The following is a 14,553-nucleotide window of genomic DNA, read 5'->3' as shown; positions in this document are numbered from 1 at the left end:
CATGATTCCCAGCTATGTTCCACCAAAGTATAAGGTTGAGGTAGACCCAAACAGATGCATGCTATGCGAGAGATGCACAGTAGAATGTTCATGGGGAGTTCATAGAAGAGAAGGAGATAGAATAATCAGCTACTCAAACAGATGTGGAGCTTGCCACAGATGTGTTGTAATGTGTCCAAGGGATGCCATTACAATCAAAGAAAATGCAATATCTTGGAGAACCCACCCATTATGGGATATTGATGCAAGGGTTGATATCTACAATCAAGCAAAAACCGGCTGTATTTTACTAAGTGGGATGGGTAATGCTAAAGAACATCCAATCTATTTTGATAAGATTGTTTTAGATGCATGTCAAGTTACAAACCCATCTATCGACCCATTGAGAGAGCCAATGGAATTAAGAACCTATATAGGTAAAAAGCCAAAACAGTTAGAGTTTGAATTTGTTGAAGAAGAGATTGATGGTAAGAAGATTAAAAAAGCTAAGTTAAAAACAAAGATTGCTCCAAACTTGAAGTTGGATACACCAATAATGATTGCCCACATGTCTTATGGAGCTTTATCTTTAAATGCCCATTTATCATTTGCTAAGGCAGTAAAAGAATGTGGAACATTCATGGGAACTGGAGAAGGAGGATTGCCAAAGGCTCTCTACCCATATGCTGACCATATAATCACTCAAGTTGCAAGTGGAAGATTTGGAGTTAATGAAGAGTATTTGATGAAAGGGGCTGCAATAGAGATTAAGATAGGACAAGGGGCTAAGCCTGGAATTGGTGGGCATTTACCTGGAGAGAAAGTTACAGCAGAGATATCAGCAACAAGAATGATTCCTGAGGGAAGTGATGCTATCTCACCAGCTCCTCATCATGACATTTACTCAATTGAGGACTTAGCTCAATTAGTTAGAAGTTTGAAAGAGGCTACAAGATGGAAAAAGCCAGTGTTTGTTAAAATTGCAGCAGTGCATAATGCTCCAGCTATTGCAGTAGGAATTGCAACAAGTGATGCAGATGCGGTTGTTATTGATGGATACAAGGGAGGAACTGGAGCAGCTCCAAAAGTGTTTAGAGACCACGTTGGAATTCCAATAGAAATGGCTATTGCAGCTGTAGACCAAAGATTGAGAGAGGAAGGATTGAGAAATGAGATAAGCATTATAGCAAGTGGAGGAATTAGATGTGCGGCTGATGTATTTAAGGCTATAGCTTTAGGGGCAGATGCTGTATATATTGGAACTGCAGCAATGGTTGCTCTTGGCTGTAGAGTTTGTGGAAGATGCTACACTGGATTGTGTGCTTGGGGTATAGCTACCCAAAGACCAGAGTTAGTTAAAAGATTAGACCCAGAAGTTGGGGCAAGGAGGGTAGCTAACCTAATAAAAGCATGGACACATGAGATTAAAGAACTCTTAGGAGCTGCTGGAATTAACTCAATTGAAAGCTTAAGAGGAAACAGAGATAGATTGAGGGGAGTTGGATTAAATGAAGTTGAGTTAAGAGTCTTAGGAATAAAGGCTGCTGGAGAATAATTTTTAATTTTTAAAGGTGAAAGGCATGGAAGAGGTTGTTATAGATGCAAAGGATATGCACTATAAAGAGCTAAATGAAAAAATTCATCAAATTTTAAAAGAAAATCCAGATGTTAAAAAAATTATCTTAAAAAATGTTTTAGGACAGAGATTTATTGGGAATGGATTGCAGAAGAAGGATTTAACTATAGAGATTTACGGCATTCCTGGTGGAGATTTAGGAATGTTCATGAGCGGCCCTACAATAATAGTCCATGGAAATGCCGAATTTGCCCCAGGAAACACTATGGATGATGGGACAATAGTTATCTATGGAAGTAGTGGAGATGTAACCGCTCATTCAATGAGAGGAGGAAAGGTTTTTGTTAGAGGGGATGTTGGTTATAGAAGTGGAATTCACATGAAAGCTTATAAAGATAAAGTCCCAGTCCTTGTAATTGGAGGAAGAGCAAAGGATTTTTTAGGAGAGTATATGGCGGGAGGTATTATAATTGTTTTAAACATTGATGAAGAGGGTAATGACTTAGGAAAGGTTAAAGGCAGAATGATAGGAACTGGAATCCATGGAGGGGCTATTTATATCAGAGGGGAGATAGATAAAGACCAATTAGGAGTTGCTGCAGATATAAAAGAATTTACTGAAGAAGATTTAGAGAAGATAAAGCCACACATTGAAGAATTCTGCAAGTGGTTTAATCTGCCGGAGGATGTTAAAAACAAGTTGTTGAACTCAAAATGGACAAAGATTGCTCCAATATCAAAGAGACCGTTCGGAAAACTCTATACTCCTGACCTGATGTAATTTAATACAAATTTTTATCAATTTTTAATTTTTTAAAATTATCTGAGAAGAAACACTTAAAATAAGTCTTAGGTGAGATTAATGAAATCTTACAAGAATCTAAAAGAGGAAGTTTGGGATACAAATAGATGTAGTGGTTGTGGAGCTTGTGTTGCAGTTTGTCCAGTAAACAACCTATACTTTAGAGAGGAAAGTCCGGTAAAGTTTGAGTGCGATGAATGCTCTTGTATTATAGTCCCAGCAGATATCGTGGAGCATCCAATCTCAGCTGAGTTTTGTAAGACAGTAGTTTATGATGTCCCTTGCGGAGCTTGCTATGATGCCTGTCCAAGGATAAAAAAATCTGCTGTTCCTAAACCAAAGGGATTAGGGAATATATTAAAAGCTGTTAGAGCTAAGGCATCAATAGAGATAAAGAATGCCCAAAATGGTGGGGTTGTAACAGCTATATTGGCAAATGCATTTGATGAAGGGTTGATAGATGGGGCTATTGTAATGATTGATGATAAATGGACTTTAGAGCCAGAATCTTATTTGGCATTATCAAAAGAGGATGTTTTAAAATCAGCTGGTAGCAAATACTTATGGAAAGGGCCTATATTAAAGGCTTTAAAAACTGCTGTTATGGAGAAAAAGCTAAGAAAATTAGCTGTTGTTGGAACTCCATGTGTTATAAATGCCATATATCAGATATTATCATCAGATAACGACCTATTAAAACCATTTAGAGAGGCAATAAGATTAAAAATTGCCCTGTTCTGTTTTGAAACCTATGATTACAGCAAGATGATTAAAAAATTAAGTGAGGATGGTATAGAACCATGGGAAGTTAAAAAGATGGATATTGAGGCTAGTAAGTTAAAGATAACCCTAATTAATGGAAACACTGTGGAATATAAGCTTAAGGATGTTGAATTTGCAATGAGAAATGGTTGTAAGGTTTGTGGTGATTTCACTGGCTTAACGTCAGATATTTCAGTTGGTAACGTAGGGACTGAAAAGGGCTATTCAACTGTCTTAATAAGAAACAAGTGGGGAGAAGGATTCTTTAAGAGGGCTGTTTATAATGGTTATATAACCTATGATGAGAACGTTGATTTAGATGCTGTTAAAAAGCTTGCTGAATTGAAAAGAAAGAGAGTTAAGAAGGACTAACTATAATTTTTCAATAAATTCCTTTAAAATGCAATACATTAATATCTCATCTAAAAAATGATTGTGATAAGCCTCTTTATAAGTTTTTGGTAGTGGCTGGTTTAAAATATCTGCATAAATCTCATTTAACCTATTTAACCATTCTTCTTTTTTAATAACTCCATTTTTTAAGTTATTTGCAATATTTTCAATGAAATTAATTTCTTCTTTGTAAATTTCATCAAATTCATCCAAATTAAAGGACTTTTTAAACAATTCAATACAATAAAGACATTTTTCATAGTTCCCTTTTAATAAATGGGCAATAGCCAATAAATCACTTCTTGGTTCATCAAATCTTTCAATAATTTTATTGGCAGTTTCTTCTGATATTTGGCAGTTTTTAATTTTATTTTTAAATTCCTCATAGACCTTCAAAAATCTCTTCCAATTTCCTGCCCCTATAAAAAAGCTCATCATAAAATCAAAGAAATCTAAATTGAAGTAATATGTTATATCCTCAAATGGCTTTTTTAAATTTGGTTCTTTATTTAATATTTCTTCCCTTTCATCATCACTAAATGCATCAGTTAAAATACTTTTTAAAACCTCCTCTGGATTAGCATTTTTAATATCGTCATTATAAATCCACTCCGCTCCTCTATTTAAAAAACATCTGACAATATCTAATCTCCCAATCTTTGCAAATATTGATGCAATTGTCAATAACTCTCCACTTAAATCATAATAATCCCTATCTGCTAAAATTCCCTCAACAAACCACACAAACTTTTTAATCCCTTCCTCAATGTTGTTGTTTAAAATCTCTTTATATGCATCTTCTCTAAGCTCATAATAATCATATTCTATGGTATTCTCTTTAAAAATCTTATTTACTAAGTTAAAATACTCTATAGCTTTATCATAATCCCCCTTATTGTAAAATTCACATCCTTTAAGCCAATATTTGTATAAAGAATTTAGCCAGTTATTTGTCATGATACCACAAATTAATTAACAAAAAAATTAACTTGTAATAACTAATTATTCAATATACTTTGTCTTATCTTCAACTCCAGCCATTAAAAATGCCCTCTTCCTTCTCATACAGCTTTCACACTTTCCACAATGTAAAAAGTCCTCTCCATTATCTCTATAGCATGAGTAACTATACTTCAAAACTTCGACACCAAGCTTCTTCTCTAACTCAGCTCCCAATTTAACAATCTCCTCCTTTGTTTTATCATATAGAGGAGCTTCTATTTTAACTTTATTTAATGTTCCATACTCTAAAACCTTATTAAATGCCTCAACGAACTCTATTGTGTTGTCTGGGAAAGTAACACCCTCCTCTTTATTTATCCCGATAAATATCTTTTCTGCATCTAACGCTTCAGCAAAGCCACTTGCTATACCAAACATTATTACATTCCTTGCTGGAACCCATACTGCTTTCATAGTCTCAAATGCTTTCTCACTATCTAATTCCTCCATTTTTAATGTAGGGATTTCTTTTTCAGTTACTAAAGAGCTTTTTCCAAACTGCTTAACAAATGGCAAATCTACAACGATATGCTCAATCCCTAATATCTCACAAATCTTTTTTGCTGAGTTAATCTCTCTCTTAGCCGCTCTCTGTCCATAGTTAAATGTTATTGCTGTAACCTCATAACCCAAATCCTTAGCTATCAATGTAGCTACTGTAGAATCTAATCCCCCACTTAAAACAGTTATCGCTTTCATAGTATCGTCCTCTTCAATTTTTATCGTTTATAAACAATTTACATTGAATAATTGGAATCTTTGGAATTTACTGAAAATAAAAAAATAAAGAGAGTTAGGAACTTAGTAGATTAAGTATTTGCCTGTCTCCCAGTCAGTAACAGCTGTTCTGAAATCATCCCACTCTGCTCTCTTAATCTCCATGTAGTTTTCGTAGATGTGCTTACCTAATGCCTTTTGCAAGACCTCATCACACTCTAACTCATCCAATGCAGCAGCTAAGTTTGCAGGAACTGACTCAATTCCTAACTGCTTTTTCTCTTCTTCTGACATTCTGAAGATGTTTCTCTCAACTGGTTCTGGAGCTGTTAGTTTTCTTTTAATTCCATCTAATCCAGCTGCTAACATACAAGCAAATGCCAAGTATGGGTTGCATGTTGGGTCTGGAGCTCTGAACTCGATTCTTGTTGCTTTACCTCTTGCAGCTGGGACTCTGATAATAGCACTTCTGTTTTTGTTAGCCCATGCAATGTTAACTGGAGCCTCGTAACCAGGGACTAACCTCTTGTATGAGTTGACTGTTGGGTTTGTTATAGCAACTAATGCCTTAGCGTGTTCTAAAATTCCAGCAATGTAGCTTAAACATATTTCACTTAATCCGTTGTAAGGTCCATTTGGATCGTAGAATGATGGCTCTCCGTTAAACCAAACACTCTGGTGGCAGTGCATTCCGTTTCCGTTCATTCCAAAGAATGGTTTTGGCATGAATGTAGCTCTTAAACCGTGCTTCTTAGCAATGTTTTTAATTGTCATCTTGAATGTTATAACACTGTCAGCTGTTTTTAAAGCATTGTCGAATTTGAAATCAACCTCATGCTGTCCTGGAGCAACTTCGTGGTGGGATGCCTCAACATGGAAACCGAGGTTTTCTAAAGCTAAGACGATGTCTCTTCTAATGTCTGGAGCATCATCTAATGGCTCAACATCAAAGTATCCTCCATCATCAACTGGAACCCACTTGTGTGGGTCGTGTGGGTCTCTTTTCAACAAGAAAAACTCTGGCTCTGGTCCAACAAAGTATTCTCCATTCATTTCCTTCTTTAATTCTTCTAAAATAGCTTTTAATCTGCTTCTTGGGTCTCCTTCGAATGGTGTCTTTTCATCCTTATAAACATCACAGATAACTCTTGCAACACTTTTCTCTTCTGGTCTCCATGGTAAAACAGAGAGTGTTGATAAGTCTGGTTTTAATAACATATCTGATTCTTCAATACCAACGAAACCTGTAATTGATGAACCGTCAAACCATACTCCATTTTCAAATATTTCTCTTAATTCCTCAATTCCTTTTTCTCCTGACTTTACAGGGTATGCAACATTTTTTGGGAATCCTAAGATATCTACGAACTGGAATCTTATGAACTTAACATTGTTCTTCTTTACATATTCTATTGCTTGTTCGACGTTCATTTCCATCCCCCGATGCAATTTGATTGAATAATTCTGGAAGTAAGTTTCCTACTTCCATATATATATAATTTACGGTAATGTTAAACCTAAATTAAAATATAAGAATTTATTCATAGATATCAAGTGCTCTATTGTAGCACTCTATAGCTTCATTGATTTTTCCAAGTTTTTCGAGAGCTACAGCTTTTCCATTCCAAGCTTCTGGGAAATTTGGGTTAATCTCCAATACTTTGTCAAAATATTTTATTGCATCTTTGTACTTTCCAAGTTTGTTTAAGATAATTCCTTTATATAAATATAGTAATGGATCATCTGGGTTCAATTTTAAAGCTTTTTTTGTATATTCCAAAGCCTGACTCAATCTTCCAAGGTAAATTAAAATCTGTATTATATACATTAACGCACGTATATCTTTATCATTTCTTTCAAAAACCTTTTTAAAGCATTTTAATGCCTCCCCATACCTTCCAAGTTTAAATAATATCTCTCCTTTGTATTGTAGGGATTGACAGTCATTAGGATTTATTTTTAGAGCGTTATCAAAGCATTCTAAAGATTTTTTAAGTTTTCCTTCTTTATATAATATCTCTCCTTTCTCAGCCCAAGCAATAGCTGATTGTGGATACTTTTTTAATACTTCATCAAGGATTTTTAATGCAGAGTCGTATTCCCCAAGTTTTTTTAGTATAAAGGCGATTGCATATTTAACAGATAAATCAGATTTTTTTAATCTATATAATTTTAAAAATATCTCTTTTGCTTCTTCCAATCTACCTAAACTTACCAATAAAGCTCCTTTTAAGAAATTTGCTAAGATATATTTTGGCTTTATTTTTAATGCTTTATCAAAATACTCTAATGCTTCGTCATTTTTTCCCATTGTTCTTAATATTTTTGCTTTTCTTACATAGATGTCTGGAGCTTTTCTAATCTCTAAGATTTTATCTATTAAATAAAGAGCTTTTTCGTAGTTCTTATTTTCAAGTGCATTGAAATATTCATCCCATAAAATGCTTTCATTGTTCATTTCCATACCTGCCCCCTCCCCCAATTTTAATAGTGTGCGATTTTAGTCCCCTTATTTTATGAATTTCGTTAATATATACTATAATTATTATAATTAAATTTCAGCGTAGGATATAAACTTTTCGTAACCTCATAAAATATTAAGTATTTACCATTAATCGTCGCTAAGAAAGCACCGCTCTTTAGGGCGGAGACTCTCATCCATTCAGCCCTAAAATTAAAAATATAATCTATTTGTGAATTTGCGCTTTTATTGCTTATTTCTAAAGAATATATAAAATTATGAAAATCCTATATTCATCTATTTTACATTTTTATATTTTATTTTATAGATTACCGAAAAGTTTTTATACAATTTTTTAGAGTAGTTAGGAATGTAATTTCCTTTTCCCTAAGAACAAGATTTCCGTTTCCAAGTATGGTATATGGAGGATGAAAAAAATGAGAAAGGTTGAGGCAATCATAAGGCCTGAGAAATTGGAGATTGTTAAAAAAGCTCTTTCTGATGCTGGGTATGTTGGAATGACTGTTAGTGAAGTTAAGGGTAGGGGAGTTCAGGGAGGAATAGTTGAGAGGTATAGGGGAAGAGAGTATATTGTTGATTTAATTCCAAAAGTTAAGATTGAGTTGGTTGTTAGAGAGGAGGATGTTGATAATGTTATTGACATTATCTGTGAGAATGCAAGAACAGGAAACCCAGGAGACGGAAAAATCTTCGTCATACCAGTAGAAAGAGTCGTAAGAGTAAGAACAAAAGAAGAAGGAAGAGATGTGCTCTAAATTAGGGAAATAAAATTGTGAGGTGAAAAACATGGCTACCGCTGATTTGATAAATCAAACTTTGGTAAATGCAACAATTGCATCAATGCACTCAGTTGGAATAAATACCGATGGAATCACTAACATAGTGCAAGCTTTAGTAAAAATTGCAAACGCTTCGGATGTTTATTTCCTTGTTGTGATGGGAGTTTTGGTCTTTATGATGCAGTGGGGCTTTGCAATGTTAGAAGGTGGGCAAGTTAGGAAGAAAAACGTTAACAATGTTATGATGAAAAACATGGTTGATTGGTTGATTGGTTGTGTTTCTTGGCTTTTAATTGGTGGAATTTTATGTACTTCAATAGACCCAGCTGACTTCATTAATTGGTGGAGTAAGATATTTTCAGCATCACCTTTCTTAGTTGATAATGGTTTAGAGTTAGCTAACTGGTTCTTTGGTCTTGTCTTCTGTGCTACTGCAGCAACAATCGTCTCTGGAGGGGTTGCGGAGAGAATTAAGTTTGGTGCTTATGTATTGATATCATTGATTATTACAGCGTTCTTGTATCCGTTATTTGTGTATTTAGGTCCTTGGGGAGCAAGCATTGTTCCATGGCATGATTATGCTGGAAGTTTAGTTGTTCACGGTTTAGGAGGATTCTTGGCTTTAGGGGCAATCTTAGCATTAGGTCCAAGAATTGGAAGATTTGTCGATGGTAGGCCAGTTCCTATATTGGGGCACAATATCCCAATGGCTGTGTTTGGGGCGTTTGCATTGGCTATTGGTTGGTATGGATTTAACGTAGGAAGTTCATTGGCTTTAGGAGATATATCAGGACTTGTTTGTGCAACCACAACATTAGCAATGGCTGGAGGAGGAATTGGAGCTTTAATTGCTTCAAGAAAGGATGTCCTCTTTACAGCTAACGGAATTGTTGCAGGTTTAGTTGCAATCTGTTCAGGAACAGACATTGTAAGTCCAATTGGTGGATTATTAATTGGATTGGCAGCAGGATTACAGGTTCCAATAGTATATAGACTTATAGAAAGATTAGGTATAGATGATGTCTGTGGTGTCGTTCCAGTTCATGGAACTGCAGGAGTTGTTGGAGCTATAGGGGCAGGAATCTTTGGAATGACTGCGTTGGGAGGAACTGGTGATGTAAGTTTAATAGACCAGATAATTGCTTCAATATTCTGCTTCATCTACGGAACTGGTTTAGGATTCATACTTACTAAGATTGTAGGAATACTCCTCGGTGGATTAAGAGTTAGTGAAGAAGAAGAGAAAATGGGATTGGACTTGGCAGAGCACAAGATGCCAGCTTATCCAGAAGAGGCTGTTATTTAATTTCAAACTTCTTATAATTTTTTAAATTTTTACTAAAAATTTAAACTACAATTGGGGAGGGGAAAATATATATTAACTCTTTTTTAAACTTAATTTTTATTAAAATTTACTCTATCAATATTCTTAGTTCTAATTTTGTGGAGTTCGGAAGTGAGGTATCTCGGGAGCTATTCGATTATGCAAATTTATATCATTATGATTACTTTATTTTAGTGGCGGTAATCTGAACCACCTTTAACAGAAAAGTGGAGGTAATATAAAATGATTCTTAGGCATAGACGACCAAATATATATGGATTAATGAATAAAGAGGGGAGTAAAGAAGAGGTTGAAATAATAATTAACGATTTATTAAATAGGGATTATAAAATAACTTTCCTCCCTTCTGGAAGTTCCGCAGTGTTTTTATCAATGTGGATAGCAAAAATTTATAGCAATGAGATTTTAATCCCAGATATGGGAGGTTGGCAGGGATTTTTAAAGTTTCCTAAAGTATTAAATCTAAAAACTAATATGGTAGAGACAAATTTGGGAATTATTGACGTGGAAAAATTAGATAAATATTTAGGAAGAAACTCATCATTTATTTTAACATCTTTAGCTGGATATTTAGCTCCACAGCCATTAAAAGAAATAAAAAAATTATGTGAGGAGAGGGAGGTTTTATTTATTGAGGATATTTCAGGAAAAATTGGGGGAGATTGTGGATATGGAGATATTGTTGTTTGTTCCACAGGAAGCCCAAAGATATTGAACTGTGAATATGGTGGTTTCTTAGGGATAAGTAAAGAAACTGAAGAAAAACTCGGCAATGCTTTAAATGATATTAAAATCTTATCTAAAACATATAAAACAGTAAATTATTTTGGTCTTTTAAAAGAAGAGTTATTAAATGCCAAAAAAGTATATAAAAAATATGTTATGGCAAATAAAATAATTAAAAATGAAATTGAAAATGCCTATTTCAAAGAATATGAAGGAATATCAGTATTTATCGAATGTGATAATCCAAAAAATGCCTCTAAAAAAATCAACAGTTTAATAAAATTAGACAACAAAAAATCAATAACAACAATCTGCCCGAACTACGAGAGGATTTTAAAAAATGGAATTGTATTTGAAACAAAGAAAATTGATGTCTCTGAATTAAACAAAGAAGTCATCAATGAAATCATTGTGACATTACAATCTATATTATGATAACATTGCTTTTATTTTTTCTGCGGCTCTTTTCATTGTTATTCTGATTAATCCTAAGTTAACCTTTGCATCTGTTAAGACTACTAAGATTCCTTCTCCTGCATCGACCATTAGGGTTTTACCATGTTCTCCTTCAATCATTGTTTGTTCTAAAGCCCCCATGCCAATCTCTGCTGCTGTTCTTTCAGCAGCCCCAAATGCTGCTGAAGCCATAGCCCCAACTAACTCAGCATCAACATTCCCAGGCAACTGAGAGGCAATAACCAAACCATCCTTACCAACAACCATAGAACCCTTAATACCCTCAGTCTTATTCAACTCCAACAAAACCCTATCAATCATATTTTCACCCTTATGCTCTGGCTTATGTAGATTATGCATTTTTGCTATATATAATTTTTTAAATTTTTTGAGGTATGAGATATATAGTTTTTTGCTAAAATATCTTGGAATTAAATAATATATATAGGGTCATCTCCTATTTTATCCTATTTTAAAGTATTCAGATTTTCCTTCTTAATTTTAACATGACCTGCAAAAAACTATAATTTCATTTATAAGCTTATCAAGCCCATCTTTTTTTGTTGCACAACCTTTAACAACGAATTTTGGATTGCAGAAGTTATAAACTTCAGATGTATCAATATCTCCAACATCCGTTTTATTTATAAAAATCCCATACGGGATTTTTTTAGATTCTAACAATTTTACTATTTCTTCATCTTCTTTAGTTACTCCTTTTGATGCATCCAACACCACTAAAGCCAAATTCGTCCCTTTTAATGCCAATTCTCTCATAAACTCAAATCTTTTTTGCCCAGGTGTTCCAAAGAAATGAATTTTCTTATCGTTTATTGTTAATGAACCATAGTCAATAGCTGTTGTAATCCCTTTATATTCAACTTTTCCAATTTTGCCAATCATATTTTCCATCAATGTTGTTTTCCCCACATCACTTGAACCAACTACTACAACCTTAATCTCGTCTTTTTTCATGAATCTCCCCTAAAAATGTATAATAAAATACAATTAACTGCAAAAGTCCCATATTAATGCTCGAACAATTTTCTTGCACTTCTTTTTATTGCCCCTTCAGCAGCAGCCCCTCCTATTAAAGTCTTTATCTCTTTAACTAATGACTGGGCTGCTACAAGTGTTGTAGGCTTTATTTCTGCTTTTTCTACTTCTTTTTTCAAAGTTTCGTCTAAGTTTTTGAGGATTTCTAAAGCAGCATCTAAATCTTTCTGCTTATCTAATAACTTCATTGATGAAGCACTTCTTATTAATAACTCTGGATTCAATGCTTTAACCAATCCTTCAACCCCAGATGTCTCTACAAGAGAGGCCATTGTTTGCAGAGTCATAATAACTTGCTGTTCAATCATCTTCTTAGGAGCATTTATGATTTTTCTCCCAACTGTGTAGTAATCTAAAACTCCTGATAAAGCAACTGCAGTAACTAAACTTCCCATATCAGCAACAACTGAAGAGACATCAGCAGGAACAATATAAGCTTCTTTTCCCGCACTTTTAGCAAGTTCTACAACTTTTTTTATCTGCTCCTCATTAGCCAATTCTTTTCCATCAGTTGTTTTCCCACCGATAACATAATGCCCATGTTGTGGAGTTCCTGGGACAGCTGCTGGATGCATTGACGAAATTCCAACATCTTTTCTCTTTGTCCTTAGAATTGGTTCCAAGGAATAATATAGAACTACAGGTGAAACAGTACAAGTGTTACATATCACTGCATTCTCTGGGACATGTTCAATAATTGTTTTTGCTATCCTAAACGTTGCTTTACCAAATGGTGTGAATAATACATGAATTTCTCCATGTTTTGCTGCCTCAATATCATCACTAACTACTTTAACTCCAGCTTCTTCAACTTTCTTCCATAAATCATCGCTCATTATATCTTTATTTGGCTCTGCTAAAATAACATCGTGCCCAGCTTGTGCAAACTCAATAGCCATTCTTGAACCGCCATAAGGAGGAGTTCCACCAAACTTCTCTGGCAGATTTAATTGATTTATATATAGATTTTGATTCCCCGCTCCATAAACGGATATCTTCATGTTCTCGACCTTTGATATTTCTCATTTTACATCATTAAAGTTTGTGAAGATTATTATATAAATACCTTATTGTTTTATTTGTTTCAATGTCATCTCTAAAGCTTTTGGGATAGTGCTAATAATCTCTATAACCTGTGTATTTGGCTTAGCATTAGCTACTTCTCCAAGTTTTCTATTTATTTTACACCCTAAACTCATAGCTTCTTCAGCATTAAAACCAACACTTATTAAAGATGATATTATCCCTGTTAAAGTATCTCCAGTCCCTCCAATACACTCCATTGCTTCTATTTTTGGTTCTTTTATAGTATTAGTTATCTCTCCCTCTTTAACAATATAGTCAGTTTCCCCTTTAACAACCATATATTTAGGCATTTTTAGTTTATAAGCTCTTTCAATAAGTTTTGGTACTTCTTTATCGTCTATCTCAGATATAAATCCTCTCACATAGGCAGGATGTGTAGCTTTCTCATCTGCTAAAAATGCCAATTCACCAACATCTGGAAGAAATAGGTAAAATTTATCCCCTATATTTGCTGCTTTTGCCGCATACATGCCTCCAGCATCTGCAATAATCTTTGGTGAGAAATCAATTTCCTTAATTTTTGAAATCTTTGGTTTTATATAATGTATTATAAGTAAGTCATCGTCAATCTCCTTCAATGCGTTATATATCTTTAAGCTTCCATCTCCTTCTCCAATATCTCCAGCAGTTATTATCTTAACATCTTTTTCACCAAAATACTCTAATGTTTTTAAAACTGCCCCTATTAAAGCCCCTGTTCCCATGGACACTGGAAACTCTTTGTTATTTATTATTATTTTATCCCCTTTTAGTGTAGCTTTTCCAATAACCAAATCCAATCCTTTTATTGGCATAGTTCCTGCTATAATCATAATAATCCCTTTAACTTATTCATTAACCAACTCTTTTGCCTTTTCATAAGCTTTATGTAATGTGTATGCACACAAAGTAAAACCCAAATTTTTTGGAGTTTCTTCCTCTTTAATCTCTTTAATATTCTTTCCCTTTAATTTTAATGCTAAATAAGGCACGTCTGGACAGCCACCACCAGAGATATTAACGATATTTCCCTCTTTATCAATGGTTATCTTCATATTTCCACATCTAACTAAGATAAAGCCATCTACTTCTTTAACCTTTATCAACTCCAATGGTTTTAAAGAATAATCACTTAAAGAGATAAATTTTAAAGGCTTTATTCCATTAATTTCCAATTCTCTTTTAATCCCAAATTCATCTATTAACTCATACTCTATTGCCAAATCACAGCCCTCTCTAATCTCTGCCGGTGGAGCAACAACCTTAATCTTATATTTGCCTTTTAATATATTTTCAGCCTTCATGGCATCCTTTGTATTTTCAAATATTATTAGTCCTTTTCCCTCCAAGCTTTCTTTTTCTTTTTTTGTTTCTTTTTTTAATTTAAATAAATTTTTTAGTTTTCCTATCAAA

15 protein-coding genes are annotated in these 14,553 nt (G+C 34.0%); 6 read left to right on the top strand and 9 right to left on the bottom strand.

The genetic code is table 11. The features are described from left to right. Window position 1 precedes the first annotated feature (1 nt). From MFS40622_RS01180 to MFS40622_RS01170, 3 genes are all read left to right on the top strand, one after another. Window positions 2–1,534, top strand: coding sequence for a glutamate synthase-related protein (locus MFS40622_RS01180; protein WP_012979840.1), 1,533 nt, complete (start codon window positions 2–4; stop codon window positions 1,532–1,534). Window positions 1,535–1,559: 25 nt separating this feature from the next. Then, on the top strand, window positions 1,560–2,336 hold the full coding sequence (locus MFS40622_RS01175; RefSeq protein WP_012979839.1) for a hypothetical protein: 777 nt from the start codon (window positions 1,560–1,562) through the stop codon (window positions 2,334–2,336). An 81-nt stretch (window positions 2,337–2,417) separates the two neighbouring features. After that, a complete protein-coding gene (locus MFS40622_RS01170; RefSeq protein WP_012979838.1) occupies window positions 2,418–3,491 on the top strand; it encodes a Coenzyme F420 hydrogenase/dehydrogenase, beta subunit C-terminal domain in 1,074 nt (357 codons plus the stop codon). Here the strand turns inward: MFS40622_RS01170 and MFS40622_RS01165 are convergent, their stop codons facing one another. The 4 genes from MFS40622_RS01165 to MFS40622_RS01150 form a co-directional block, all read right to left on the bottom strand. Beyond that, window positions 3,492–4,469: a tetratricopeptide repeat protein gene (locus MFS40622_RS01165; protein ID WP_012979837.1), complete on the bottom strand. Its 978-nt coding sequence runs from the start codon at window positions 4,467–4,469 to the stop codon at window positions 3,492–3,494. A gap of 45 nt (window positions 4,470–4,514) precedes the next feature. Further along, on the bottom strand, window positions 4,515–5,231 hold the full coding sequence (gene queC / locus MFS40622_RS01160; protein WP_255348622.1) for a 7-cyano-7-deazaguanine synthase QueC: 717 nt from the start codon (window positions 5,229–5,231) through the stop codon (window positions 4,515–4,517). Between the two features lie 84 nt (window positions 5,232–5,315). Beyond that, window positions 5,316–6,662, bottom strand: coding sequence for a type I glutamate--ammonia ligase (glnA, locus tag MFS40622_RS01155; protein ID WP_012979835.1), 1,347 nt, complete (start codon window positions 6,660–6,662; stop codon window positions 5,316–5,318). Window positions 6,663–6,768: 106 nt separating this feature from the next. Further along, window positions 6,769–7,695 (bottom strand): tetratricopeptide repeat protein, encoded by a 927-nt coding sequence (locus tag MFS40622_RS01150; RefSeq protein ID WP_012979834.1) that lies wholly within the window; start codon window positions 7,693–7,695, stop codon window positions 6,769–6,771. A 434-nt stretch (window positions 7,696–8,129) separates the two neighbouring features. Here MFS40622_RS01150 and glnK1 point away from each other — a divergent pair, with 434 nt between their 5' ends. The 3 genes from glnK1 to MFS40622_RS01135 all read left to right on the top strand — a co-directional run bounded on the left by glnK1 (window position 8,130) and on the right by MFS40622_RS01135 (window position 10,998). Beyond that, on the top strand, window positions 8,130–8,468 hold the full coding sequence (gene glnK1 / locus MFS40622_RS01145) for a P-II family nitrogen regulator GlnK1 (protein WP_012979833.1): 339 nt from the start codon (window positions 8,130–8,132) through the stop codon (window positions 8,466–8,468). A gap of 85 nt (window positions 8,469–8,553) precedes the next feature. Next, window positions 8,554–9,798 (top strand): ammonium transporter, encoded by a 1,245-nt coding sequence (locus MFS40622_RS01140; RefSeq protein ID WP_048197539.1) that lies wholly within the window; start codon window positions 8,554–8,556, stop codon window positions 9,796–9,798. 261 nt (window positions 9,799–10,059) lie between these two features. After that, window positions 10,060–10,998 (top strand): hypothetical protein, encoded by a 939-nt coding sequence (locus MFS40622_RS01135; RefSeq protein WP_012979831.1) that lies wholly within the window; start codon window positions 10,060–10,062, stop codon window positions 10,996–10,998. On the opposite strand, the gene MFS40622_RS01130 is transcribed toward MFS40622_RS01135, so the two are convergent. The 5 genes from MFS40622_RS01130 to MFS40622_RS01110 form a co-directional block, all read right to left on the bottom strand. After that, a complete protein-coding gene (locus MFS40622_RS01130) occupies window positions 10,993–11,340 on the bottom strand; it encodes a roadblock/LC7 domain-containing protein (RefSeq protein WP_048197371.1) in 348 nt (115 codons plus the stop codon). The genes MFS40622_RS01135 and MFS40622_RS01130 overlap by 6 nt on opposite strands. Window positions 11,341–11,520: 180 nt before the next feature. Then, the gene (locus tag MFS40622_RS01125; RefSeq protein WP_012979829.1) at window positions 11,521–11,994 is read right to left on the bottom strand and encodes a GTP-binding protein; all 474 of its coding nucleotides are present in this window, start codon (window positions 11,992–11,994) and stop codon (window positions 11,521–11,523) included. 53 nt (window positions 11,995–12,047) lie between these two features. After that, window positions 12,048–13,076 (bottom strand): H(2)-dependent methylenetetrahydromethanopterin dehydrogenase-related protein, encoded by a 1,029-nt coding sequence (locus tag MFS40622_RS01120; protein WP_012979828.1) that lies wholly within the window; start codon window positions 13,074–13,076, stop codon window positions 12,048–12,050. A gap of 66 nt (window positions 13,077–13,142) precedes the next feature. Further along, window positions 13,143–13,973: an NAD(P)H-hydrate dehydratase gene (locus MFS40622_RS01115; protein ID WP_012979827.1), complete on the bottom strand. Its 831-nt coding sequence runs from the start codon at window positions 13,971–13,973 to the stop codon at window positions 13,143–13,145. A gap of 15 nt (window positions 13,974–13,988) precedes the next feature. Next, window positions 13,989–14,552 (bottom strand): DUF3343 domain-containing protein, encoded by a 564-nt coding sequence (locus tag MFS40622_RS01110; RefSeq protein ID WP_012979826.1) that lies wholly within the window; start codon window positions 14,550–14,552, stop codon window positions 13,989–13,991. Between the last annotated feature and the right edge of the window lies 1 nt (window position 14,553).

Origin of the sequence: Methanocaldococcus sp. FS406-22 (genome assembly GCF_000025525.1) — an archaeon.
Lineage (GTDB): Archaea > AGJL01 > Methanococci > Methanococcales > Methanocaldococcaceae > Methanocaldococcus.
The sequence above is the reverse complement of the archived record's forward strand: the minus strand, read 5'-3'. Positions and strand labels throughout refer to the sequence as shown.

Coding starts and splice junctions, on each gene's coding strand:
- MFS40622_RS01180 (WP_012979840.1), top strand. CDS start 2: ATGATTCCCAGCTATGTTCCACCAAAGTATAAGGTTGAGGTAGACCCA.
- MFS40622_RS01175 (WP_012979839.1), top strand. CDS start 1,560: ATGGAAGAGGTTGTTATAGATGCAAAGGATATGCACTATAAAGAGCTA.
- MFS40622_RS01170 (WP_012979838.1), top strand. CDS start 2,418: ATGAAATCTTACAAGAATCTAAAAGAGGAAGTTTGGGATACAAATAGA.
- MFS40622_RS01165 (WP_012979837.1), bottom strand. CDS start 4,469: ATGACAAATAACTGGCTAAATTCTTTATACAAATATTGGCTTAAAGGA.
- glnA (WP_012979835.1), bottom strand. CDS start 6,662: ATGAACGTCGAACAAGCAATAGAATATGTAAAGAAGAACAATGTTAAG.
- MFS40622_RS01150 (WP_012979834.1), bottom strand. CDS start 7,695: ATGGAAATGAACAATGAAAGCATTTTATGGGATGAATATTTCAATGCA.
- glnK1 (WP_012979833.1), top strand. CDS start 8,130: ATGAGAAAGGTTGAGGCAATCATAAGGCCTGAGAAATTGGAGATTGTT.
- MFS40622_RS01140 (WP_048197539.1), top strand. CDS start 8,554: ATGCACTCAGTTGGAATAAATACCGATGGAATCACTAACATAGTGCAA.
- MFS40622_RS01135 (WP_012979831.1), top strand. CDS start 10,060: ATGATTCTTAGGCATAGACGACCAAATATATATGGATTAATGAATAAA.
- MFS40622_RS01130 (WP_048197371.1), bottom strand. CDS start 11,340: ATGATTGATAGGGTTTTGTTGGAGTTGAATAAGACTGAGGGTATTAAG.
- MFS40622_RS01125 (WP_012979829.1), bottom strand. CDS start 11,994: ATGAAAAAAGACGAGATTAAGGTTGTAGTAGTTGGTTCAAGTGATGTG.
- MFS40622_RS01120 (WP_012979828.1), bottom strand. CDS start 13,076: ATGAAGATATCCGTTTATGGAGCGGGGAATCAAAATCTATATATAAAT.
- MFS40622_RS01115 (WP_012979827.1), bottom strand. CDS start 13,973: ATGATTATAGCAGGAACTATGCCAATAAAAGGATTGGATTTGGTTATT.